The organism is Rossellomorea sp. ABR4_004 (genome assembly GCF_056159585.1).
Window position 1 is genome coordinate 84754 of the sequence record NZ_JBSWVM010000004.1, and the last position, 25247, is coordinate 110000.

The 25247-nt window shown below is 44.0% G+C and carries 23 protein-coding genes, 2 rRNA genes and 1 riboswitch (1 of these 26 running past the window's edge); of the genes, 2 read left to right on the top strand and 23 right to left on the bottom strand.

Annotated elements, in window-relative coordinates:
* Positions 1 to 5: 5 nt before the first annotated feature.
* The 6 genes from ligA to ACXAF2_RS20515 form a co-directional block, all read right to left on the bottom strand.
* Positions 6 to 2012, bottom strand: coding sequence for an NAD-dependent DNA ligase LigA (ligA, locus tag ACXAF2_RS20490; protein ID WP_475141431.1), 2007 nt, complete (start codon positions 2010 to 2012; stop codon positions 6 to 8).
* An 80-nt stretch (positions 2013 to 2092) separates the two neighbouring features.
* Positions 2093 to 4318 (bottom strand): DNA helicase PcrA, encoded by a 2226-nt coding sequence (gene pcrA / locus ACXAF2_RS20495; RefSeq protein WP_475141432.1) that lies wholly within the window; start codon positions 4316 to 4318, stop codon positions 2093 to 2095.
* Between the two features lie 84 nt (positions 4319 to 4402).
* Positions 4403 to 5089: a heptaprenylglyceryl phosphate synthase gene (pcrB, locus tag ACXAF2_RS20500; RefSeq protein ID WP_427600747.1), complete on the bottom strand. Its 687-nt coding sequence runs from the start codon at positions 5087 to 5089 to the stop codon at positions 4403 to 4405.
* Positions 5090 to 5256: 167 nt separating this feature from the next.
* Positions 5257 to 5556, bottom strand: coding sequence for a YerC/YecD family TrpR-related protein (locus ACXAF2_RS20505; RefSeq protein WP_475141434.1), 300 nt, complete (start codon positions 5554 to 5556; stop codon positions 5257 to 5259).
* 19 nt (positions 5557 to 5575) lie between these two features.
* Complete coding sequence (locus tag ACXAF2_RS20510) at positions 5576 to 6604, bottom strand: DUF3048 domain-containing protein (protein ID WP_475141436.1); 1029 nt, start codon at positions 6602 to 6604, stop codon at positions 5576 to 5578.
* A gap of 53 nt (positions 6605 to 6657) precedes the next feature.
* Complete coding sequence (locus tag ACXAF2_RS20515; protein WP_475141438.1) at positions 6658 to 8397, bottom strand: adenine deaminase C-terminal domain-containing protein; 1740 nt, start codon at positions 8395 to 8397, stop codon at positions 6658 to 6660.
* 125 nt (positions 8398 to 8522) lie between these two features.
* Here ACXAF2_RS20515 and ACXAF2_RS20520 point away from each other — a divergent pair, with 125 nt between their 5' ends.
* Both ACXAF2_RS20520 and ACXAF2_RS20525 read left to right on the top strand, forming a co-directional pair.
* On the top strand, positions 8523 to 8978 hold the full coding sequence (locus ACXAF2_RS20520) for a YgaP family membrane protein (RefSeq protein ID WP_475141440.1): 456 nt from the start codon (positions 8523 to 8525) through the stop codon (positions 8976 to 8978).
* A 194-nt stretch (positions 8979 to 9172) separates the two neighbouring features.
* Positions 9173 to 9262, top strand: coding sequence for an EYxxD motif small membrane protein (locus tag ACXAF2_RS20525; RefSeq protein WP_348774862.1), 90 nt, complete (start codon positions 9173 to 9175; stop codon positions 9260 to 9262).
* Here the strand turns inward: ACXAF2_RS20525 and purD are convergent.
* The 17 genes from purD to ACXAF2_RS20610 form a co-directional block, all read right to left on the bottom strand.
* On the bottom strand, positions 9240 to 10514 hold the full coding sequence (purD, locus tag ACXAF2_RS20530) for a phosphoribosylamine--glycine ligase (RefSeq protein WP_475141441.1): 1275 nt from the start codon (positions 10512 to 10514) through the stop codon (positions 9240 to 9242). The genes ACXAF2_RS20525 and purD overlap by 23 nt on opposite strands.
* 245 nt (positions 10515 to 10759) lie before the next feature.
* A complete protein-coding gene (gene purH, locus ACXAF2_RS20535) occupies positions 10760 to 12295 on the bottom strand; it encodes a bifunctional phosphoribosylaminoimidazolecarboxamide formyltransferase/IMP cyclohydrolase (protein WP_475141443.1) in 1536 nt (511 codons plus the stop codon).
* 136 nt (positions 12296 to 12431) lie between these two features.
* Positions 12432 to 13007, bottom strand: coding sequence for a phosphoribosylglycinamide formyltransferase (gene purN, locus ACXAF2_RS20540; RefSeq protein WP_475141444.1), 576 nt, complete (start codon positions 13005 to 13007; stop codon positions 12432 to 12434).
* A gap of 36 nt (positions 13008 to 13043) precedes the next feature.
* A complete protein-coding gene (gene purM / locus ACXAF2_RS20545) occupies positions 13044 to 14072 on the bottom strand; it encodes a phosphoribosylformylglycinamidine cyclo-ligase (protein ID WP_475141446.1) in 1029 nt (342 codons plus the stop codon).
* 11 nt (positions 14073 to 14083) lie between these two features.
* On the bottom strand, positions 14084 to 15505 hold the full coding sequence (gene purF / locus ACXAF2_RS20550; RefSeq protein ID WP_475141447.1) for an amidophosphoribosyltransferase: 1422 nt from the start codon (positions 15503 to 15505) through the stop codon (positions 14084 to 14086).
* Positions 15481 to 17715: a phosphoribosylformylglycinamidine synthase subunit PurL gene (purL, locus tag ACXAF2_RS20555; RefSeq protein WP_475141448.1), complete on the bottom strand. Its 2235-nt coding sequence runs from the start codon at positions 17713 to 17715 to the stop codon at positions 15481 to 15483. Before purL ends, purF begins: the two co-directional genes overlap by 25 nt.
* Positions 17699 to 18385 carry a phosphoribosylformylglycinamidine synthase subunit PurQ gene (gene purQ, locus ACXAF2_RS20560; RefSeq protein WP_475141450.1) on the bottom strand — a complete coding sequence of 229 codons (687 nt, stop codon included), beginning with the start codon at positions 18383 to 18385 and terminating at the stop codon, positions 17699 to 17701. The genes purL and purQ overlap by 17 nt, the downstream gene beginning before the upstream one ends.
* Positions 18382 to 18636, bottom strand: coding sequence for a phosphoribosylformylglycinamidine synthase subunit PurS (gene purS, locus ACXAF2_RS20565; protein WP_148967193.1), 255 nt, complete (start codon positions 18634 to 18636; stop codon positions 18382 to 18384). Before purS ends, purQ begins: the two co-directional genes overlap by 4 nt.
* A complete protein-coding gene (purC, locus tag ACXAF2_RS20570) occupies positions 18624 to 19349 on the bottom strand; it encodes a phosphoribosylaminoimidazolesuccinocarboxamide synthase (protein ID WP_475141452.1) in 726 nt (241 codons plus the stop codon). Before purC ends, purS begins: the two co-directional genes overlap by 13 nt.
* A 108-nt stretch (positions 19350 to 19457) precedes the next feature.
* Positions 19458 to 20756, bottom strand: a complete 1299-nt coding sequence (gene purB / locus ACXAF2_RS20575; RefSeq protein WP_475141454.1) for an adenylosuccinate lyase — start codon at positions 20754 to 20756, stop codon at positions 19458 to 19460.
* Positions 20753 to 21913, bottom strand: a complete 1161-nt coding sequence (gene purK, locus ACXAF2_RS20580) for a 5-(carboxyamino)imidazole ribonucleotide synthase (RefSeq protein ID WP_475141456.1) — start codon at positions 21911 to 21913, stop codon at positions 20753 to 20755. Before purK ends, purB begins: the two co-directional genes overlap by 4 nt.
* Positions 21900 to 22379, bottom strand: coding sequence for a 5-(carboxyamino)imidazole ribonucleotide mutase (gene purE / locus ACXAF2_RS20585; RefSeq protein ID WP_299741307.1), 480 nt, complete (start codon positions 22377 to 22379; stop codon positions 21900 to 21902). The genes purK and purE overlap by 14 nt, the downstream gene beginning before the upstream one ends.
* A 151-nt stretch (positions 22380 to 22530) precedes the next feature.
* A riboswitch (purine riboswitch) is annotated at positions 22531 to 22632 on the bottom strand.
* Between the two features lie 86 nt (positions 22633 to 22718).
* Positions 22719 to 22919 carry an NETI motif-containing protein gene (locus ACXAF2_RS20590; protein ID WP_475141458.1) on the bottom strand — a complete coding sequence of 67 codons (201 nt, stop codon included), beginning with the start codon at positions 22917 to 22919 and terminating at the stop codon, positions 22719 to 22721.
* Entirely contained in the window at positions 22916 to 23467 is a 552-nt protein-coding gene (locus ACXAF2_RS20595; RefSeq protein ID WP_060671612.1) for a DUF2179 domain-containing protein, read from the bottom strand. The genes ACXAF2_RS20590 and ACXAF2_RS20595 overlap by 4 nt, the downstream gene beginning before the upstream one ends.
* Positions 23468 to 23703: 236 nt before the next feature.
* On the bottom strand, positions 23704 to 24354 hold the full coding sequence (locus ACXAF2_RS20600; RefSeq protein ID WP_475141460.1) for a peroxiredoxin-like family protein: 651 nt from the start codon (positions 24352 to 24354) through the stop codon (positions 23704 to 23706).
* A 545-nt stretch (positions 24355 to 24899) separates the two neighbouring features.
* A 5S ribosomal RNA gene (gene rrf, locus ACXAF2_RS20605) occupies positions 24900 to 25016 on the bottom strand.
* 101 nt (positions 25017 to 25117) lie between these two features.
* Positions 25118 to 25247, bottom strand: a 23S ribosomal RNA gene (locus ACXAF2_RS20610) (it continues 2807 nt past the right edge of the window).

Consider the following 25247-nt stretch of genomic DNA (forward strand, 5'->3'; position numbering starts at 1 on the left):
ACCTCTTATCGGTTAAGTTCTTCCATCAACTTATCCTCATCCCATACTTCGATGTTCAATTCATTGGCTTTCGTAAGCTTTGATCCTGCTTCTTCCCCTGCGATGACAAGATCGGTTTTCTTACTGACACTGCCAGTGACTTTTCCACCGAGCAATTCGATCTTTTCTTTTGCTTCATTTCTGCTTAATCGTTCAATTTTTCCGGTTAACACAATGGTTTTTCCTGCAAAATAAGAGTCGACTTCACTTGCAGCTACCGGCTTCGGTCCTTTGTATTCAAGATTGACACCGGCATCCTTCAGTTCCTGGATCAGTTCTTTCACTTCATCATTTTCAAAATAGGCCACAATGGCATCTGCCATTTTATCACCAATTTCGTTTACATTGATAAGCTCTTCTTTGCCTAAGTTCATTAACTTATCCATTGATCCGAACTCCTGTGCCAATGTTTTCGCTGCTTTTGCCCCAACATGACGGATTCCAAGTCCAAAGAGCAATTTTTCCAGGGAATTGGCTTTTGAGGTCTGAATCGCATCCAAAAGATTATCAGCGGATTTTTCACCCATGCGCTCAAGTTGAAGTAGCTGCTCACGCTCTAATCGGTACAAGTCTGCCACATCTTCAATCAACTTCTCCCTGAATAACTGACTGATCACTTTTTCCCCCAGACCATCGATGTTCATGGCATTTCGGGACACAAAGTGAATCAGACCTTCCCGAATCTGTGCAGGGCATTTTGGATTGATACAGCGAAGGGCGACTTCCCCTTCAAGTCTGACCAGCTCACTTTCGCATTCAGGACAATGAGTGGGCATGTTGAATTCCTGTTCGTCACCCGTCCTCTTGTCTTCTAATACGTTGACCACTTCGGGGATGATGTCACCGGCTTTTTTAATGACGACATGATCGCCGATTTTAATATCTTTTTCTCTAATAAGATCTTCATTATGAAGGGACGCACGTTGAACGGTTGTACCAGCGACACGTACAGGCGCAAGTATCGCCGTCGGTGTCACAACGCCGGTACGGCCCACACTCAGTTCAATCTCTTTCAAAACGGTTACCACTTCTTCAGCAGGGAACTTGAACGCAATCGCCCAGCGTGGACTTTTCGCAGTCGTTCCAAGCTGTTTCTGCTGCTCCAGTGAATTGACTTTAATCACGATCCCGTCAATGTCATATGATAGATTCGGACGTTGATCGGTCCATTTGCCGACAAAATCAATGACTTCCTCAATTGTCGCACACTGCTTCCGCTCAGGATTCGTTTTAAATCCGAGACTTTCTAATTTATCTAACCCTTCACTGTGAGAGTCGATCCCAGTATCTCCAATATCCGCCAGTGCATATAAGAAGAGGTCGAGATTTCGTGATGCTGCGATTTTAGGGTCGAGCTGACGGAGGGAACCTGCAGCTGCATTGCGGGGGTTGGCAAAAGGCTCTTCCCCTTTTTCATCTTTGATTTTATTTAACGCTTCGAAGGAACCTTTAGGCATGAAGGCTTCTCCACGAACTTCAAAGGAAATCTTTTCAGAAATCTTCAACGGAATGGAACGGATGGTCTTAAGGTTTGATGTAATATCTTCCCCTATCGATCCGTCCCCCCTTGTCGCCCCTTGAGCAAAGACACCATCTTCATAACGAAGAGAAACAGCCAACCCATCGATTTTCAGCTCACATACGTAGGAAAAGTCATCACCAACGGCTTGACGGACACGACGATCAAAGTCACGGAGGTCCTCTTCATTGAAGGCATTCCCCAAGCTGAGCATAGGCGTCCGATGTTCCACCTTTTCAAAGGCGTCCAATATCGCTCCTCCAACACGCTGGGAAGGTGAATCGGCTGTTTTCAAATCTGGAAATCGATCTTCCAGTTCGATAAGCTCTCTCAGCAGCTGATCATACTCAGAATCGGTAACAGATGGCTTATCTAGAACATGATATTCATAGTTATACTGATTTAACAATTCATGTAGTTCGTTTATACGGTTTCCGGCTGATTGTCGATCCATTTCCACAACCCTTTCTTGCTAAAGTGTTCAGAATGATTGAGTTTAAGCCGGGAGTGGACTTCCCTCCCGACTTTAGATTGTTACGCTTTTTCTATAGGCGCGAATTTGGCAAGGAGACGCTTGATTCCCATCGGGCTCGGGAACGCAATGTCAAGCTCTACGCTGTCTCCGGAACCTTTCACGCTGACAACCGTACCTGTACCCCACTTCTTATGCTGGGCTTTGTCCCCTACTTGCCATGCAACAGACTCACCACCGGTTGTTGTTTGAACCGGTCGTGAAACAGGCTTACGCGGGGCAGGACGCGTTGGTGCTTTCGCCGCTGATTTCCCGAAAGGTGTGAAGGCACTCTTCTTCTCTGCCATCACGTCATCCAGCAGGTCAGCAGGAATCTCCTGAATGAATCGGGACACAGGGTTCATCTTCGTCTGCCCGAAGAGTGTTCTCATTTGAGCATTTGTCAAATAGAGCTGTTCTTCTGCGCGGGTGATCCCTACATATGCCAGACGGCGTTCCTCTTCCATCTCAACCTCTTCCATCAGGGAACGGCTGTGTGGAAATACCCCTTCTTCCATTCCCATCAGGAATACAACAGGGAACTCAAGTCCTTTTGCAGCATGAAGGGTCATCAGAATGACCGAGTCTTTTGGCTGATCATCTTCATCAAGCTTATCGATATCCGCCACTAATGCCAGATCCGTTAAAAATGCGACAAGACTCTTGTCATCGTTGGATTGCTCGAAGCTTTTCGTTACAGACAGGAACTCGTCCAAGTTCTCCAAGCGACTTTGAGACTCAATCGACTTTTCTGCTTTTAACATATCGATGTAGCCGGATTTCTCCAGTATTTCTTCTACAAGTTCTGTTACGGACAGATATTCCTGCATGGCCGTATAGCCTTTCACCATTTCCTTGAATTCTATGACGGCTTTCGTGATTTTCGGACTGAGCCCGATAAAGTCCGCTTCTTCCAACGCTCTGAACATGGAAATATCGTGATCCTGTGCATAACGGGCAATTTTATCTATTGAGGTTGCTCCTACGCCCCGCTTTGGAACGTTAATGACACGCATGAGGCTGATGTCATCATCCGGATTTGAGATGAGTCTCAAGTACGCCAAAATGTCCTTGATTTCTTTACGGTCATAGAACTTGATTCCGCCGACGATGGAGTATTCAATATTTGATTTTAACAGAACTTCCTCCATCACACGGGACTGGGCGTTTGTTCGATAAAGGATGGCGAAATCGGAATATTTCCTCTTACCGCTTTCCGTCATCTCTTTGATTTTACCAGTCACAAATTGAGCTTCGGTCTGCTCGGTATCCGCTCTGAAATACGAAATCTTTTCACCGTCATGATTTTCCGTCCAAAGATTCTTCGGTTTACGATTCGAGTTCTTTTGGATCACTTCATTCGCGGCCTGCAGGATCCTCTTCGTTGAACGATAGTTTTGTTCAAGGAAAATAACGGTTGCTCTTGGATAATCCTTTTCAAAGGAAAGGATATTGGCAATGTCCGCACCGCGCCAGCGATAAATCGATTGATCGGAATCCCCGACTACACACAAGTTCTGAAAGCGGGAAGCAAGCAGTTTAACGAGCATGTATTGGGCTCTGTTCGTATCCTGATACTCATCGACATGGATGTATTGGAACTTTCTTTGATAGAATTCAAGGACTTCCGGTACACGTTGGAACAGTTGAATCGTCGTCATGATGAGATCATCGAAATCCAACGCCTGATTCTTACGTAAACGCTTCTGATATTCTGTATACACATCAGAGACAACTTGATCGTAATATCCCCCTACCTGTTTGGATAATTCTTCAGGAGTCGTCAGTTCATTCTTCGCAGAGCTGATGGATCCCAAAAGCGAACGGGGATCAAACTTTTTCGGATCAATATTTTTTTCTTTTAAAATCGCTTTGATCACCGACTGCTGATCGGTAGAATCAAGGATGGTAAAATTACGGTTCATCCCGATGCGATCAATATCACGTCGCAGGATTCTCACACACATACTGTGGAAGGTCGAGATCCAGATGTTCTCAGAAGCACCACCCAGTATGTTATGAATACGATCCTTCATCTCTCTCGCTGCTTTATTTGTAAAGGTAATCGCTAAAATGTTATAAGGATTGACCCCTTTTTCCACCATCAAATACGCAATTCGATGCGTCAATACCCTTGTCTTCCCCGAGCCTGCCCCTGCCATGATCAGTAACGGCCCTTCTGTCGCCTTCACAGCTTCTGCCTGCTCAGGATTCATTCCATTCAACAATCGATCAGTCAAAAATTGCATACTCTCACACCACCATAACGAACGTACGTTCTATATTTGTATTTCCATTATATCCTACTTAGGGACGGACCTCCAGTTTAATCCTTATCCCTTCACTGCTTTTACTGTTTTTAATGCCTCTTTCAGATTGTCATATACAGCATTTCCTACTACGACAACATCTGATACTGCAGCCATTTCCTTCGCCTGCTGGACGGTTTTAATGCCGCCGCCGTAGAATAATGTTGTGTTTTCCAGTGAATCTCTTACCTCTTTCACCGTTTCAACATTCCCATATGTACCACTGTACTCCAGGTAAAAGATTGGCAGGTTGAACATTCTTTCTGCCATCATGGCATATGCCGCCGCGTCTTCACTCGAAATATCTGTATCGGCCTCCGTAACCTGTGCCGCCTTACAGTCTTTGTTCAATATACAATATCCTTCTACAAGGATTTCATCCCAATTCATGATTTCCCCATATTCCTTGACAGCCTGGTGATGCAATCCTGTCACCCAATTCATGTCCCGGCTGTTCATCACCATCGGAATGAAATATAAATCGAAGCCAGGAGTAATCGACTCCAAATTAGATACCTCCAGAATACAAGGAACAGTATATCGTCTCACTCGTGCCATCAAATCAAGAACCTTTTCAAGGGTTACACCGTCCGTTCCCCCTACAATAATGGCGTCTGTCCCTGATTCACATACAGCTTCTAAATCTCCATCATCGATTGTCTTATTCGGATCTAGTTTAAATACATGGCTCCACTTTTGGACATCATACATGCTTTGTTCCTCCATTCATACATCCATCTAACGTATTATATCATTTGTAAGAAGGAGCCGCATCACTTCGTCTATTGTTAAACTTTGTATGAGTCAAGGGGGCAGACAGATGAAATCCCCACACAAAAAACAAAGACCGCTCATCATGAAGACAGCGGTCCCTTTTATTATTTTTCATCCTTATGCACACGATCCAATACCAGTTCGTAGGCATCATTTCCATAGTTTAAGCAACGCTTCACACGGGAAATGGTTGCGGTGCTTGCACCTGTTTCTGTTTCAATCTTATGATATGTTTTCCCATCCTGCAGCATACGAGCTACTTCAAGGCGCTGAGCAAGAGATTGAATTTCATTGATCGTGCAAAGGTCATCGAAGAAACGATAACACTCTTCAAGATCTTGTAGAGATAGAACAGCATTGAATAACTGATCCAGCTCCTTGCCTCTTAGTTTATTTATTTGCATAAAAAGACTCCTTTTTCATCTATTCTTGAAATGATACAGACCCGGCCAAGCCTTCAGAACTTGGAATGATATTGATCCAAGTAGATCCTTTTCGCAAACTGACCGGTTTATTATTTTCAAAAGGAAGGATTCTGCCATCTACGTTCTTCCACTGAACCTCCCGGAGTTTTCCTTCTTGGATCAAGTACGCATTCCCGCCAGATTCAAAATCAATGTCCCGTCTGCCTGCATCGTCGACTATTGTATGAGATGCTTCTACTATAAAGAGATTTTCAACTAAAACAGGGTCTTTGGAATCGTAATCGATGGTCTGTTCACCATTTGAGTAACGCTCGTATTTGCCCTCTTCTTCGTTGAAATCATACACTACGTTAAACAGCGGATTATTGTTATATGAAATCATGACAGATCGGGATGCTTCTCCGCTTACCGGCCCTTTATCACTAAAGTTTAATGCTTCCGGCGGTCGTTCCATATCAAAACCGTTCTGCTCCGCTCCCTTTTGGATATGCGAAAAGGAGATATAGGAATTATGAGGAGCCTTACGGAAGCTTGCACGCTTGAACAGCGTTCCATCATATTTCATGCCGTTTAAATTGTCAATGAAACCGCTGGTCAGCATTTCCTGTGCTTCTGGACTATATCCATGGGCAACATATAGACTATCATATCCTTTGGCAAGCTCCACATAGTAATCTCTGGCACTTCGTACAGGACCGATTTCTTCAGGCTTTTTGCTTTGATATATGGCCAGGAATCGAGTGACATCACCTTCTGCCAGGACTTCATACACAATGTCTGCTTTTGAAAGTCCTGATTGGGGACGCGCCTTCGGGTGATTATTCACCATGACAGCAACTGCGCGCGCCGTTGATTCTTTCTCTTGTACCTCACCTGTTAACGGCGATTGGTTTTTCTCTTCCGTTTCTACGCCTGTCTCAACCGGAGTTGCTGCTTCTTTATCAGATTCTTTCTTTATCTCTTTATCTGAACTACATGCGACAAGTGTAAACGAGCTTAACGCAATGATCAAAGCTCTTTTCAGCATGTTTTTAGACACCCCTATTTATATAGAAATCTTTTTCCTTACACTTTACTATTTTAACGCATTATCGTTGGAAAGAGTACCGTTTTCTTCATTACATCATAGATTCCCTTTTGTGTCATCCGTATATAAGGCAGATGAGTCGACTGAAGGAACAGTAATGTATAAATGGGATCAGAGAATCGATATCCTCTTTCTTTTAACAAACCTTTCAGTGTTTTTTCTTCTTCAATAAGCTCCGGCATCTCTTTATGAGAGAGAAGGCCGCTTAATGGAAGTGGAATTTCGTGAATGACTTCACCCTTCTCTGTCAAAACAATTCCGCCTCCGATTTCCTTCAGCCGTTTAAAGGCAGCTATCATATCAGACTTGTTTTTACCAATTAGAATGATGTCCCCTGTATTTGAATAGGAGGAAGCAAAGCCCATGACACCCGTTGAGAATCCTTTGATCATTGTGCTGATTCTCCATTCTCCCTTACGATCCAGCAGCATGAGGAACGATTGATCATGATCCAGATCCAGCTCCTCCGTAGATGGATTGATGGATATGGAATAAGGCTTGGTAATGACATCGTTCACCATTTCAATTCCAAAGGGCATGGAAAACTGAAGATCATCGTGGCCCACTTCCCAATTCAGGGATAATGGTTTAAATCCGTTTGTTTCCCAATTTATTTCTGTGGAATCTTCTAGTTGCTCCCCGTCTCTCTGTACCCACTCCCCTTTTGAGAGCACGGACTTCGGAGTTGGGTCATCTATTGCCGAAAGGAAGTTAATATTAGCCACTCTGCCTGTAGCGATCATCCCATGCAAATGAGTGATGTGATAGTAATTGGCGACGTTGTAGCTAGCCATATTATATGCTTCGATTGGAGGTATGCCCTTATCGATCGCCATTTTTATCATGAAATCCAATACACCTTGTTCATAAAAGCCTGGTGTCGATCCGTCCGTTGTAAACAGTAAGGAATCATATGAATCGATGCCCTTTTCTTTTAACCCGTCTAATAGGACCGGCAAATCCGGCCGGATGGAGGAATGACGCAATGTGACGGTCAGCCCTTGAATAAGCCGCTTATAGACATCTTCACCCGTCATGGCTTCATGATCACCATCAATCCCCAGTAAGCGAAGCTTGGCAATGGTTTTGTCAGATGCTCCTGGCAGATGTCCTTCAACGATCTTGCCCATTCTTTTCGCTTCCTGCATCCAGTGGAGAATGAGATCATCTCCCTGGAGCAGTCTCGGCCAGGCGGTCAATTCTCCTCCTTGAAGCACAGAATCATGTTCCAGCCATGATTTCACTTCACCATTTGAAAAGGTTACCTCTTCATTTTCCATCTCCGTTTGAGAATCGAATCTTGTCCACCAATACATAGTGACGGGCATTTTATTAAACTCTCCTAATAAAGAAAACGCTTTCTTTTTTTCCAATTGCAAAAACATCATCAGATTATCATTTACGAATGTCGTTGTACCGGTTTGGGATGCATACTTGGAAAAAGATTGGGGATTATAAAGCTGAAACGGATGTACATGCGGTTCGATATATCCGGGAACGAGGTACTGTGATTCACAGTCCACTATTTCGCAATTCTCAAGGTTTTCCGGGAGCTGATCGCCTGTGTAAACAATTCGATCAAGGTAAACCCAAATGTGTCCCTGCACCCATTTCTTTAGAGTCGAGTGAAGGTACGTTGCATTCTTTAAAAGGATGCTCGGAGAGATTTCTCCGTTCAGTACTTGTACATGTTCTCTTAGTTGTTTGTTCTTCCATCTGTAGCGCTGTTCCAATGTGAACACTCCTCTAGTGGAATGGTATTAGTTTAAGTTTCATTTTATGTTAACATATTTTACTATTTAACGCATTAACGGTTTACAACAATTATGTGAATTTTCTATTAAGGAGGAGTTTACAAATGAAAGTATCATCAAACATCGGGATTATCAATGCCCTTATCCGCATCACCGTTGGTTTCACGATTCTGGCCTGGAGCACATCAAAGCTCGCAAGACGTCCTTGGAGGGACTCTTATCTCGTGATGGCTGTGATCGGTGCCATGAAAGTAGGAGAAGGAATTCTTCGCTACTGCCCTGTTACAGCCCTATTTGAAAAAGGCGCAGAGGGAAATGGTGAAGGCGGAGGATTTGCTGGATTCAAAGCGAAGGATATGATGAACTTTAAAGACATGCTGAAATCCGACAAATCAAAAGATCACAAAGATCACCACGCAACAAACGAACACAAACAAGACCCCCTGGACAACACAAAAAAAGAATCCAACTTCAATCCCGAAGAACTCACCAACAAAGAAGTCCAGGCAGCATTAAATGGTGACAACATGGGTGACAAAGGGACGGACCTTCTTTCTTAAGGTTTTTAGGATTGTAAAGGGGCAGTGATTCCCTTCCATTCCTTTATTTAAAGGCATTTTCACGAGATTTAATTCCGCTAATAGCAAGAGTGCCGAGGTCCGTCCCTCAAAAAGGGGTGAGACCTGGCACTCATGATTACTATCTTTATGAATAAAGGAGTTGCTCATTTATGTTTTGGGAATATTTAACGGATATGTCGTATGTGTTGTTTTCCCTGATTGGCGGCATCATTGCCATTGCTTTTGTTTATGTTCGCAGAACTAGGAAGAGACGTGTTCGATAGCTTTCTTCCCGATATCTCTTCTGTAGAACAACCCATTCCAATCCACCTTATCTAATTTTTTATACACTTTAGCCTGGGCTTTTTCCACAGAGGCTGCAGAGGAAGCTACAAGTAACACTCTCCCACCATTTGAAACAAGGGCACCCTCAGTATTCTGTTCGGTTCCCGCATGGTATACGAGGGTTTCTTCATCAAATGACTCTGCAAGGTTCGGAAGGGCGATTCCTTTTGCATATTCACCCGGATAGCCATCAGCCGCTAATACAACACCCAGAACAGCATCTTGTGACCATTCTAATTGCACAGGCTTGCCTTCGATCAAGTTCTTCACTACAAGACCAAAGTCAGAAGTCAAACGTGGCAGTACGACCTGGGTTTCCGGATCGCCAAATCGGGCATTGAATTCGATGACCTTTGGACCTTCATTTGTGAGCATCAGCCCTGCGTAAAGAATGCCGGTAAACGAACGATTCTCCTTAACCATCGCTTTAGCCGTTGGATACAGAACAGTTGAAATCGCTTCTTGTACGACATCATCCGAAATATGTGGAACCGGTGAATACGCACCCATTCCGCCTGTATTCGGTCCTTGATCTCCGTCAAAGGCTCGCTTATGATCTTGTGCTATCACCATCGGATAAACGGATTCACCATGTACAAAGGCCATCAAAGAAAATTCTTCCCCAAACAGACACTCTTCCACTACCACTTTAGAAGAAGCATCACCAAATTTTTCATCAAGGAGCATTTCTTCCAGTGCGCTTATCGCTTCTTCTTCCGTTTCAGCAACCACAACGCCCTTTCCAGCTGCCAATCCATCCGCCTTCACAACAATAGGGGCGCCTACTTCTTTTACATATTCAATTGACTTCTCAACACTAGTGAACACTTCGTATTTAGCCGTTGGAATGTTGTACTTTTTCATTAATTCCTTAGAAAACGATTTGCTTCCTTCTATGATGGCCGCTTCTTTGGTCGGTCCAAATATGTGAAGGCCTTCTTCCTGGAAACGATTTACGATACCATCCAACAATGGGTTTTCAGGACCTACAAAGGTATAAGCGATATGCTCTTTTTTGGCAAAAGCAATGAGATCATTCACATCGGATTCATTGTAAGGAAGATTCGTCGCAACGCTTGAAATACCTGCATTTCCGGGTGCACAGAATACCTTTGTCACACTTTCACTTTCCGCTAACTTCTTACATATCGCATGCTCGCGACCACCGCGACCGATAACAAGTACTTTCATTTTGAAATGCCCCCTTTTTAAAAAACCTCTCCTACCTGAGTTGAAGATAAGGAGAGGTGGTATGTGGAATGGATCTTTAGTTAAGTGAGGTTAGAGGTATGGTAATGGGTATGAGCTTGGGTGAGGTACGTCCCTCAATTCTTACTCTGACCAATCACCAAGTTCCCAACAAACCGTTCCCCCACATGCTTTATACGATGCTTTCACAAAAACTTCTTTCTATGGTTGGAGGTCCGTCCCTCAAATTAATGTTTGAAGTGGCGGATTCCGGTGAAGACCATGGTGATGCCGTGTTGTTCGGCTTTTTTGATGGAGTCTTCGTCCCGGATGGAGCCTCCTGGCTGGATGATGGCTGTAATGCCCGCTTTGGCTGCTGCTTCCACGGTGTCGTCCATTGGGAAGAATGCGTCAGATGCCATAGCGGCTCCTTTTGCTTTTTCCCCTGCCTGCTCGATTGCGATGTTTGCTGCACCTACCCGGTTCATTTGTCCTGCCCCAACCCCAACCGTCATATGAGCATCCGTTATTACGATTGCGTTTGATTTCACGTGCTTCACAACTTTCCATCCCAGTTTCATGCTTGCCCACTCTTCTTCTGTCGGCTCACGTTTAGTTACCACTCTCAGATCTGCATCATTGAGGGTAAATGTGTCATCTGCCTGAACAAGCAACCCACCTTCAACGGTTGTTAATTTACGTTCAATTTTGTTTGTGGATTCAAAAGGAATCGTCAATAAGCGGATATTCTTCTTGCTTGAAAGAATCTCAAATGCTTCATCGCTAAAAGCAGGAGCAATGACAATCTCCAAGAAGATTTCATGAAGCTGCTTGGCTGTTTCTTCATCCACGATGCGGTTCAGAGCCACGATTCCACCAAAAATAGATGTAGAATCGGCTTCATATGCTTTAGAGAATGCTTCATGAATCGTCGTACCAACTCCAACACCACATGGATTCATATGCTTTACCGCAACTGCCGCTGGTTCCGTAAATTCTTTCACAATTTGAAGTGCCGCATTCGCGTCATTGATATTATTATAAGAGAGCTCTTTTCCGTGGAGCTGTCTTGCCATGGCTACAGAGAACTCAGAGCCAAGAGGTGCTCGGTAAAAAGAAGCCTGCTGATGAGGGTTCTCCCCATAGCGCAGTGTTTGCTTTAACTCGTACGTTCTTGTAAAACGCTCAGGACTTTCTTCCCCTGAAATGTCTGTCATATATTCAGCAATGAACGCATCGTAAGCAGCCGTATGACGGAACACCTTTGCCGCCAGCTTACGGCGTTTTTCTAACGATAGTTCCCCTTGAAGCTTTAACTCATTGATGACTTCATCGTAGTCAAGCGCATCGACTACCACAGTAACATACTGATGATTTTTTGCTGCCGCCCTAAGCATCGTCGGACCGCCGATGTCAATATTCTCAATTGCTTCTTCTACACCGACATTCGGTTTAGCGATGGTTTGTTGAAACGGATAAAGGTTGACACATACCAGGTCGATCCCTTCGATTCCTTGTTCCTGAAGCTGCTGGCGATGGCTTTCTTCACCGCGTTTTGCGAGGAGTCCACCGTGGATATTGGGGTGAAGTGTTTTAACGCGTCCTTCTAATATTTCCGGGAAGCCAGTTACTTCTTCTACTCCCATCACTTCAACGTCACTTTCCAGAAGAAGCTTCTTTGTTCCACCAGTCGAGATGATTTCGTACCCGAGTGACTTTAATTCTTTAGCAAATTCGATTACTCCGCTTTTATCTGAAACACTGATCAATGCTCTCTTTTTCAATGTCTGCTCCTCCTCTGCCTGCTGTAATGCTGATTTTATTTCATTATTTGGTTGAATTTAAATGATTCAAAACCCAAGGTCCGTCCCTCACCACTTTACCACACTACCACGATAAACCAACCGCCTTTTCCCGGCTTTAGTAGCCTGTGGTAAGGAAGAGGTGGTTGAGGGTGGTTGGGTACAGGTGGTGTTCGACGTGCTGGATTTTGTCCTGGAGTGATTGTTTGGTTTCGCCTGTTGTGACCCGGACGATTTCCTGCGCGATGATTTCGCCTGTATCCATTCCGGCATCTACATAGTGGATGGTGACGCCAGTGATCTTCACTCCACCATCGATCGCTTGACCGACGGCATCTTTTCCTGGAAAGGAAGGGAGAAGAGAAGGGTGGATATTCACGATCCGTCCTCCGAAGCTTTCCAGTAATGTTGGACCAATCAATCTCATATAACCTGCTAATACAATAAAATCAACACCCAAATGAGTCAGTTCATTTAGGATTTCCTGTTCAAATGCCTGCTTGTTTTCGTAATCTTTTGCACGGAAAACGAAAGTCGGAATCCCTGCTGATTGAGCTCGGTGAATCACAAACGCTCCCGGCTGGTCACAGACAAGAAGTTTAATATTCGCTTTCAGTGTTCCGCCTTGTACAGCATCTACCAATGCTTGAAAATTACTTCCGCTTCCTGATGCAAAAATGGCAATCTGTCTCATGACTCGCCCCCGATATTGACTTACTCATCCTTCATTTCAACGAACGAAACGCACTCCATTTCCAGTGGCCACACGTCCGATGATAAAGGCTTCTTCTCCCTGTTCGTTGAAGAATTGAAGAATGTCTTCTGCTTCTTTTTCCTCAACCGCTAATACAAATCCAATTCCCATGTTAAAAATGTTGTACATTTCGCTGCGGGGAATTTCCCCATAGTGCTCAAGGGCAGTGAAAATGCTTGGGATATCCCAGCTTCCTTCTGTAATGTCCGCTTGCAAATGATCAGGCAGCATCCGCGGGATATTTTCAATGAAGCCACCGCCTGTAATATGGGACATACCCTTGATGGAGAATTGCTTCAGTGCAGCTAACACTGGTTTCACGTAAATCTTGGTAGGTGTAAGTAACGCTTCTTTTAGTGTGGTCCCGATTTCCGGTAATGCTTCTTCCAAAGAGAACGACTGATCTTCGAAGAATACTTTTCGTACTAAAGAGTACCCATTACTGTGTATACCACTGGAACCCAGTCCGACTAACACATTTCCTTCAGAAATTTTTTCACCTGTGATAATCTCTTTTTTTTCACAAGCTCCTACTGCAAAGCCGGCGATATCATATTCTTCATCAGAATACATACCAGGCATCTCGGCAGTTTCGCCACCGATCAGTGCACAGCCAGCCATTTCACATCCGTCCGCAATACCTTTTACAATACCTTCTATCTTCTCTGGAAGTGCTTTTCCAGTCGCTATATAATCTAAAAAATACAATGGTTCCGCTCCCTGAACGACAATGTCATTCACACACATGGCCACACAATCGATCCCGATCGTATCGTGTTTGTCTGCCATGAAGGCAAGTTTCAGCTTCGTTCCGACTCCATCCGTACCTGATACAAGAACAGGCTCTTTTAAATTCAAAGAAGATAAATCGAACATTCCGCCAAAACTGCCTAATTGACCAAGGACACCTTCTCGAGCGGTTCTTTTCACATGCTTTTTAATGCGGTCGACTGACTCGTATCCCGCTTCAATATCTACTCCTGCTTGACGATACGCATTTGCCATCATGATTCCCCCTATTTCACTAACTCTTTTTCATGTGGATGAAGTGTATCCGGGTAGATTTCCGTTGGATACTTTCCTGTAAAGCAAGCCATGCATTGACCGCGATTTTCTGACGAATCATTTCGGTCGATTGCTTTTAACACACCGTCTGTACTCAAGAAGGTCAGGGAGTCGGCTCCGATGATCTGACGCATTTCCTCCACTGAATTGGAAGAAGCGATCAGCTCTTCATGGGTCGATGTATCAATGCCGTAGAAACATGGATTCTTGATTGGCGGCGAACTGATGCACACATGAACTTCCTTCGCTCCCGCTTCTTTCAGCATGCTGACGATTCGTCTACTTGTGGTTCCACGAACGATTGAATCATCTACCATTACCACGCGTTTCCCTTCTACTACTCCTCTGACCGGTGAAAGCTTCATCTTCACCCCTTGCTCACGAAGGGATTGAGAAGGCTGTATAAATGTGCGCCCAACATAACGGTTCTTAATAAGACCCAATTCGTATGGAATACCTGACGCTTCTGCATAACCGATCGCACTTGAAATACTGGAGTCAGGTACACCCGTTACTACGTCCGCTTCAATAGGTGCTTCTTTCGCGAGTTCCATTCCCATTCTTTTTCTGGCGGAGTGAACATTGATTCCTTGAATGTTGCTGTCGGGTCTTGAGAAGTATACGTATTCCATCGTACACATCGCATTCCCACCTGAAAAACTGAACCGTTCTGAGGTCAATCCCTCATCATTGATGATCACAAGCTCCCCCGGCTCGATATCCCGTACAAATTCAGCCCCTACGATATCAAAGGCACAAGTTTCAGAAGCTACACAGTAAGCATCCCCAAGCTTACCAAGTGATAATGGACGAAGACCGTGGGGATCCAGAGCCACCATCATTTCTGTTTCCGTCATCACCACAAATGCATAGGCGCCTTTCAACATGGTCAGCGCATTTTTCACGCGGTCTTTCAAGTTGAAATAGCCGCTTCTTTTAATCAAGTGAGCTAACACTTCTGTATCTGAACTTGTTTGAAAAATACTCCCCTGTCCTTCAAGCTGATGTTTCAAGGCGTTCGCATTGACCAGATTTCCATTATGAGCAAGAGCAAGGCTGCCATTCTGTGAGTTGAAAAGGAGAGGCTGAACATTTTCATAGCCTCCGCCCCCGGCTGTGGCATATCGTACATGGCCGATGGCTGAATCCCCTTCAAGCTTCTCGATGGTACCCTCCTGGAACACTTCCGTTACGAGACCTTCCCCTTTTAAGCAACGTAACTTCTCACCATCTGAAACGACAATTCCAGTGCCTTCTTGTCCTCTATGTTGTAAACTATGAAGTCCGTAATACGTAATTTGTGCAGCATTGGGGTGTCCCCAAATACCAAATACTCCACATTCTTCATTTAAACCTTTGATTTCAGCAGGCATGGGATGGCTCCTTTCCAAGCTGACTCTAATTCCTCTACGGATGCTTGTAAAATGATGTCTCCATTTTCTGATGACACATTGATTGCTCCATTCGCTGCTACGTTTCCAACTGCCTTCGCATCTGGAACAAGTTTCTCAAACTCGTCTTTATTTTCAGGTTTTACCGAAACGATGAAACGGGATTGTGTTTCACTGAACAGATCTGCCACAATGTTTTCCCCAGAAACCTGAACGTTTGCCCCAAGGCCTTTTGTTCCGAAAGTAGATTCTGAAAGTGCAACGGCTAGACCACCTTCAGCGATATCATGAGCTGAAGCTACAAGCCCTTTTTGGATTGCCTCAAGTAACTGCATTTGACGGCGAAGCTCTGTTTTCAAATCAATTTTCGGTGCTTTACCGAAGATCTTTCCTTCAGTCAGCTTTTGAAGCTCGCTTCCGCCAAACTCTTCATGAGTTTCACCAACGACAAAGATAACATCTCCAGCTTCTTTGAAGCTTTGAGTTGTAATATGGTCGACGTCCTCAATCAAACCAACCATCCCTACGACTGGTGTTGGATAAACGGCAGTACCCATCGATTCGTTATAAAGGGAAACATTCCCACCGATGACTGGAGTGGACAACTCACGACAAGCTTCACTCATCCCGTCAACAGACTTCTCGATCTGCCAGAAGATTTCCGGTTTCTCAGGGTTCCCGAAGTTTAAGCAGTCCGTAATCGCCAGTGGAATCGCTCCTGAACAAACGATATTCCGTGCCGCTTCCGCTACAGCGATCTTTCCTCCGACCTCTGGATCCAGGTAAAGGTAACGGGAATTACAATCCGTTGTCATGGCAAGGGCTTTTCTGGTACCACGTACCCGTACGACCGCTGCATCAGAACCCGGGCTTACAACCGTACTTGTTCTTACTTGATGATCATATTGATCGTATACCCATTCTTTACTCGCAATCGTCGGCTGCTGCAAGAGCGCCTTAAGGGTTTCTTTATAATCGTCTACTTTTGGAGATACTGTTTCCATTGCTTGAAACTCTTTATAGTAAGACGCTTCTTTAGATGGCTTATGATAAACTGGTGCTTCCTCAGCCAATGCATCAACCGGCACATCTGCCACGACTTCTCCTTTATGAAGAAGACGAAGACGTTTATCATCTGTTACTTTTCCGATCGAAACTGCTTCTAAGTCATATTTTGAAAAAAGATCAACAATTTCTTGCTCTCGCCCTTTTTCAACCACAATCAGCATACGCTCCTGGGATTCTGAAAGCATCATTTCATATGCCGTCATGCCTCTTTCACGTTGAGGGACAAGGTCAAGATTCATTTCGATACCGGAACCTGCTTTACTTGCCATTTCAGCCGATGAACTTGTAAGTCCAGCTGCTCCCATATCCTGAATTCCCACAAGAGCATCGTTCTGTACGAGTTCCAAACACGCTTCAAGAAGTAATTTTTCCATGAATGGATCTCCCACTTGAACCGCCGGGCGCTTCTCTTCTGATCCTTCATTTAATTCCTCGGATGCGAAAGTTGCTCCGTGAATGCCGTCACGACCTGTTTTCGCCCCTACATACATGACTGTATTGCCGACACCATGTGCCTGACCTTTTTTAATATCTTTATGGTCGATCAATCCGACACACATAGCGTTTACAAGAGGGTTTCCTTCGTAAGAGGCGTCAAATTGAACCTCCCCTCCTACCGTTGGGATCCCGATACAGTTTCCATACCCGGCAATACCTGCTACGACTTCTTTAAATAGATACTGAACACGAGGAGAATCCAGCTCTCCAAAGCGTAAAGAGTTGAGGAGTGCGACAGGTCTTGCCCCCATCGAGAATACGTCTCGTATAATACCCCCGACACCCGTTGCCGCTCCTTGGAAAGGTTCAATGGCTGAAGGATGATTGTGACTCTCGATTTTGAACACCACTGCTTGATCATCGCCAATATCAACAATTCCAGCTCCTTCTCCAGGTCCTTGAAGAACCCGTTCACCTGTCGTTGGAAACTTCATCAGTACAGGTTTCGAATTTTTATAGCTGCAATGCTCTGACCACATAACAGAGAAAAGACCGGTCTCTGTGTAGTTCGGTGTTCTTCCCAGGATGTTTTCCACCATTGAAAATTCTTCGTCTGTTAAACCCATCTCACGATAAAGCTGCTCTTCTTTCACTTTTGTTGAAGTTGGTTCAAGCATTAACGACATGTTTTTCCCTCCAGTGTTTCACAATCGATTGAAATAGTTTCTTCCCGTCTTCACTACCTAGTAAAGTGTCCATGGCACGTTCCGGATGAGGCATCATCCCTAGAACATTTCCTGCTTCATTTGTAATTCCTGCAATGTTTTCAACGCTTCCGTTCGGATTTTCATCGGTATACGTGAATACAATTTGATTGTTTTCCTTTAGTGTGATCATTGTTTCTTCGTCACAGAAGTAATTTCCTTCACCGTGAGCGATCGGAATTTGAATCACATCATTCTTTTCATACCCATTGGTAAACATCGTTTCATTATTTTCAACGGTTAACGGTACCGTTTTACAGATGAACTTCAAACTCTCATTTCTGCGCATAGCCCCCGGAAGTAGACCTGTTTCCAATAAAACCTGAAATCCATTGCACACACCCAGAACCGGCTTACCTTGCTCTGCCGCTTTCACGACCTCTTTCATGACGTTCGAGAAACGGGCAATCGCTCCTGAACGAAGATAGTCCCCGTAAGAGAATCCACCTGGTAATAGAATCGCATCATAGTTTTCCAGATTATCGGCATCATGCCAAACGTATTCGACTTCTTCGCCGATTTCATCTTTAATCGCATGGTACATATCAATGTCACAGTTAGAACCTGGGAATACAATCACTGCAAACTTCATTGAGCCACACTCTCCTCGATTTCATATCGATAATCCTCAATGACAGGGTTTGCGAGTAGTCGGTGACACATTTCTTCAACCGCAGCTTCTACGTTTTCAACAGAGGATGGGAGAGTAAGCTCCATATACTTCCCGACGCGTACATCTTCAACCGCTTTGAATTCCATTGAATGCAACGCTTGTTTCACAACACTTCCCTGAGGATCTAAAACACTTTCTCTTAATGTGATATAAACTTTTACTTTGTACATAGCTTGTTTCCTCCTAAGCGTTCTAAAATTATTGAGTATACTTCTGTTAAACTCCCTATATCTCTTCTGAAAACATCTTTATCAAGCTTTTGGTTTGTTTTTGAGTCCCATAATCGGCATGTGTCAGGTGAAATTTCATCCCCTAATAAAATCGTACCGTTACGGTCTTTTCCAAACTCTAATTTAAAATCGACAAGTGTGACTCCCGCTTCTTTAAAGATCCCTTGAAGTACCTCATTCACACCAAGTGCCATTTCCCTTATCTCAGCGCGTTCATCCCTTGAAGCAATCTCAAGGTAATCAATGTGATCATCCGTGATAAGCGGATCCCCCAGGTCATCGTCCTTATAGTAGAATTCGATAATCGGCTTTTGAAGGGGCGTCCCTTCTTCTTTTCCAAGCCGTTTGGACAGACTTCCCGCAATCACATTCCGAACCACAACTTCAAGCGGGATGATCCGTACACGTTTGACCAGCTGCTCATCATCCGATAACTGTTTAATAAAGTGGCTCTGTATTCCTTTTTCAGCAAGCTTTGAAAATAGCAAGCTCGAAATCTTATTATTTAAAACCCCTTTGCCGTCGATATCCGCTTTTTTCTCCCCGTTAAAAGCAGTGGCAGAATTCTTATACTGAATCCAAACAATTTCTTCATCGCTCGTTTCGAAGATTTGTTTCGCTTTTCCTTCATATAAAAGCGTTCCTTTTTCCATATGAAATCCCCCTCAATCCCGAATATTGCTAATCTTCAGTCTATATTTTCATAAAAAAAGGAAGGGATTCCGCTAAAAACCCCTGCCTTATTCATTTGTCAGAAGGACTTACTCCACTAAGCCGCAACGTTCAAAGATTGTATCCACATGTTTTAAGTGATAGTTGTAATCGAAGCAGTCATCAATGTCAGCCGGCGAGAGCTTGGATGTGATGGTCGCATCTTCTTCAATAAGAGAACGGAAGGCCACTTGCTTCTCCCATGCCTCCATCGCTTTCGGCTGAACCGTATCATACGCCTCTTCACGTGTCATCCCTTTATCGATAAGGGCTAAAAGAACACGTTGAGAGTAGATCAAGCCAAGTGTGCGATCCATATTACGCTGCATATTCTCCGGGAAGACCGTCAAGTTCTTGATGATATTTCCAAAGCGGTTCAGCATATAATTTAAAGCGATCGTCGCATCCGGAAGGATTACCCGCTCTGCTGATGAATGAGAGATATCACGCTCATGCCATAAAGGCACGTTCTCATAAGCTGTCAGCATGTATCCTCTGATTACACGCGCCATACCCGTCATGTTCTCAGAACCGATCGGGTTACGCTTATGAGGCATCGCCGATGATCCTTTTTGACCTTTCGCGAAGAACTCTTCCACTTCCCGCGTTTCACTCTTCTGAAGACCGCGAACCTCAACAGAAAACTTCTCGATGGACGTCGCAATCAATGCAAGTGTCCCCATGTAATGAGCATGGCGATCACGCTGAAGTGTTTGTGTGGAAACCGGTGCTGGCGTGATGCCAAGCTTTTCACACACATAGGATTCTACGAAAGGATCGATATTTGCATACGTCCCTACGGCACCGGAAATCTTACCGAACTCAACTCCATCTGCTGCTACTTTGAAACGTTCAACATTACGCTTCATTTCTTCATACCATAGGGCAAGCTTTAAACCGAAAGTAGTCGGCTCAGCGTGAACTCCGTGCGTACGTCCCATCATGACCGTATGCTTGTGCTCAATCGCTTTGTTCTTTAAGATTTCTACGAATCGCTCCAAGTCTTTAAGAATGATTTCATTAGCCTGCTTTAATTGATAAGAAAGAGCCGTATCCACTACGTCAGTAGAAGTCAATCCGTAATGAACCCATTTTCTTTCTTCTCCAAGAGTTTCAGAAACCGCTCTTGTGAAGGCCACCACATCGTGTCGCGTTTCTTCTTCGATTTCTTTAATACGTTCTACATTGAATCCAGCGTTTTCACGAATCTTCGCAACATCCTCTTTCGGAATGTCCCCGATTTCAGCCCAAGCTTCACAAGCTAAGATTTCTACTTCAAGCCATGCTTGAAAACGATTTTCCTCTGTCCAAATTGCTCCCATTTCAGGGCGTGTATAACGTTCTATCATACCAGTCGTCCTCCGATCTTTTCTTGCACCTTCCAAATTCCAGCTTCGTTTATGTTCATCAACGTCTCTTCCACATCGTTTGTTAAAAGAGTGACATGACCCATCTTACGTTTCGGCTTTGGTACGTCCTTTCCGTAAAGATGAATAAACCAGTCTGGATACTTTGGAACAGCCTTCATAATAGGCTCGATATGCTCTCCTAATAGGTTAACCATCACAGCGTTCTTTAATAAGGTTGGTTGAACAAGCGGCCAGTTACAAACAGCTTTTATATGTTGGGCGAATTGTGAAAAGTCACATGCTTCGATTGAGTAGTGACCGGAATTATGAGGTCTTGGAGCCAGCTCGTTGATATAGATGTCTCCATCCTCCGTCAGGAACATTTCAATAGCCAGCGTTCCGACTAGATCAAGAGTCTCACTGATTCTCTTCGCCATCTCGATCGCTTTATCTGCTACTTCTTCACTTACCCTTGCCGGTGCAATCGTTTCATGTAAGATATTATCCACATGAATATTTTCCACTACCGGGAAGTTGGTTTGCTGTCCATCGGGATTTCGTGTCACAATGACGGATAACTCTTTTTCAAAAGGTATCCATTTCTCCAATACACATGGACCGTTCTCCAATAAAGCAGCGGCTTCTTCTATTCCGCTCTCTTCACGGATCACATATTGCCCTTTCCCGTCATAACCACCTCTGGATGTTTTCAGAACCACTGGATAGCCAAGCTTTTCTATATTATCATAGATATCCTGTTGCTGTTTAATCACAGCATATGGAGCTACTTTCACCCCAGCAAGTGTAAGGGCTTCCTTTTCCATGATGCGATCCTGTGTAATGCGGATGAGCTCTGCTCCTTGAGGTAGAAAGGCACGCTCCGACAACCATTTAAGTGCTTCATAATCGATGTTTTCAAATTCATATGTGATCACATCACACTCTTCTGCCAATCTATAAAGGGCATCATACTGGTCAAAGCCGGCCGTGATCACAAGATCTGCCACTTGGGCACATGGCGATTGTGGTGCCGGATCTAAAACGGCCACCCGAAAGCCATTTTGTTTCGCAGCAAGGGCCATCATTCGTCCAAGCTGTCCTCCGCCGATGATCCCGATCATCTGTCCTGGTAAAATCGTCTTCTTATTCAAGGTCATCACTGCTTTCCATCACTTTTTCCCGTAGTGCATCTCTTCTATTTTCCAAAGTTGCAGCCAACTCTGTATTTTCTATCGAAAGGATCTGTGCGGCAAGTAGTCCTGCGTTGGTAGCTCCTGCCTTCCCGATCGCCACAGTCGCAACGGGAACGCCGCCCGGCATCTGCACGATCGACAACAGTGAATCCATTCCGTTCAAGGCCTTAGACTGAACCGGTACCCCGATCACAGGCAATGTGGTCTTCGCAGCCACCATTCCCGGCAAATGAGCAGCTCCGCCTGCACCTGCAATAATGACCTTCACTCCGCGAGCTCTTGCACCTTCTGCAAACTCAAACATATAATCAGGTGTCCTGTGAGCCGATACAACTCGTTTCTCAAACGGAATCTCTAACTCTTCCAATACCTCACACGCATGCTTCATTGTCTCCCAGTCCGATGTACTTCCCATGATTACTGATATCATAATGTGACAGGCACCTCCCGTAGTTTAAACCCTTTTAACAAAAATACCCAGATCAATTGTTCTCTACTTTTTGAGAGAAAGCAATTGATCTGGGTATTTTACAGAGGATGGTCCCGTTTTATCCGATAGGGTCCACAAACGAGCTCGTATCCAGACAGCTACTTTCCCTCATAGTCCGACCATTTACGGTAGTCAGGTAGAAACTCATGGGCCATATTCCCATTATTATATGAGGGTATTCGGTTTATTTGTCTCCATCATAACGTGATATAGAGGCTCTGTCAACGAATAATCGAACGATAATAAAAGTCTGAAAATTAATGTTCGGATTTGAAGCGTTTACTCTTCGATTTTCTTTCCCTCGAAGACAATTGTCTGTTTAATAGGGACAAACTCTGTTTTCGTTCCATCTTTTTGTTCTTCAAACACAGGTTTTTCCATCCGTCTTACCGGCATATAACCCATTTCCTTCATACGGTCTAAACAATCCGTAATCGTCTCATTCTCCTGCACTTCAAATAATAACTTTTTTTTACTCATTCTTTTAATTTTCCTTTACGAATATTTCGGACTGTCTTCACCCAGAACCCTCCGTGAATCGCTTTCGGTTCATACGCAATGATAAATGCCTTTGGATCAAGCTCTTTAATTGTATCATAAAGCTTCATCTCATACTTTCGCGGAGTAAGGATCTGCAGGGCCATCCGGTTTCCTTCCAGTCCATTGGCTTCCCAGTTCGTGACCCCGTAGCCCCTTGCACGGAGTTCATTCGGAAGGGCCTTATCATACTCTTTCGTGATCACATTGACCGTAATATAGCCAAGCGCAAGCTTCTCCTCGATCTTCATCCCTACAATCACACCGAGACCATAACCAACCGCATAAGCGATCAGATTCTGAATCTCATTCAGATTGTCCAATACCAGCCCAAGACCCACAACATAAATCACTACTTCAAATGTACTCACAAAAGCTGCAATATATCGATAACCCTTCAACGTCAAGATCATTCTGATCGTAAAAAAGGATACGTATACGACATTGATGATCAAAATAATCGCTACCATCACAAAACTATTGTCTAACACCGTGATGCTCCTCTCTCCACTACTACTTGTAGTATGCTCAAATTAAGTTCCTATTTTACTAGAAAAGAACCATAATATGAACCAGTTCAAGAAAAATTACTAGTGATTTTCCGATGACAATTTTTAGAAAATCTGATGTCCTACTTTGTGTCTTTCCTATTTTAGCCTGTTTAAAACATAAAACGGCTTTATGGCAGCTTGTCATCGCTGCCATAAAGCCGTCTTGCTTTGTTATTTTATAACGATTTTAACTTCTCAACCACTTCAGAAGGTTCCACACGATCTTTGTAATCGGCTTTCGTATATTCGTAAGCTATCGTTCCGTCCTGCTTGATAATATATGTTGCTGATACAGGGAGCGTCCATGAATCACTGTCATTCGCTTTCTCCAGATCCAGGCCTTTTTCTTTATAGATATCCACTAAGTAAGGAGGCAGCTTGTAAACCAACTTATACTCATCTGCCACTTTATTTCCTTCATCACTTAACACGAAATAATCCAATTCATTCTTCTCTTTTGTAGAAAGGGATGCATCAGGTGTCTGCGGACTGACCGCAATCAGCTCGGCACCTGCTTCTTTAATGTCTTCCATTAGCTGTTGGTAAGCACGCAGCTCCATATTGCAATATGGGCACCATCCGCCACGATAGAACGTAAGGATGACCGGGCCATTCTTCAGCACATCTTCCAGACTGACTCCTTTGCCTGTCGCATCTGGTAATGTAAAGTTCGGTGCTTTCTCTCCTACACGAAGACCTTTACCATCATCAGAGCGCTCCAATTCGTTGATTGCTTTTCCCATTTTATCCTGTACTTCCTGAGATGCATTCTGTTTAAATTTAGAAATATATTCATTGTACTGTTCTAGCATATTGGTTGCTGTCATTTGAAAAACCTCCCTTTAGAACTTGTTTATAGTATAAGACCAGGTTATTCAAATGAAAAGCGATGTGCTTGGTTGGATATGGTGATGGAAAGGAATAGGTGATGTTGTGACGACTTATTTTGTTTTTACATTTGGGGATTTGGCAAGTGGTGAAAGAGGGAGGTGATAATTGGTAGTTAAAAGAATAGTAGAATTATACTTTTTTCAATTTTTAGTTGTGAATCAATGAAATATAGGTAGGCTCTATGAAAATTCAGTACTTCTAGTTATAAACTTGTAAATAGTGCCCTTTGTTTCGTTGATTCTTTGGTTCCGACTTAAATAATTGCGTCTGAATTGATAGTCATTGCGTCGTTTTATAAATTTATGCGTCTTTGCCGACAGTTTTTGCGTCTATTTTTCTTTTTATGCGTCATTTCAACTCACTTACGCGTCTTTTTCCAATATCCTCCTCCTCCCCTGAGGTGGAGAGAAAAATGCAAACCACATATCTATTCACACACAACAAAAAAAGCAGCCCCTAAGAGCTACTCTTTCTCACATTTGCCTGGCGACGTCCTACTCTCACAGGGGGAGATCCCCCAACTACCATCGGCGCTGAAGAGCTTAACTTCCGTGTTCGGCATGGGAACGGGTGTGACCTCTTCGCCATTATCACCAGACGAATATTCAATTGAAGGGTTGTTCCTTCAAAACTAGATAAAGAATTGATGTCAAGAAAGCCGAATACCGACCAATTGTTGTTCATTTAAAATGACTCTTTGTGGTTAAGTCCTCGATCGATTAGTATCAGTCAACTCCACATGTCGCCATGCTTCCATCTCTGACCTATCTACCTAGTCATCTTCTAGGGATCTTACTCACATACGTGATGGGAAATCTCATCTCGAGGG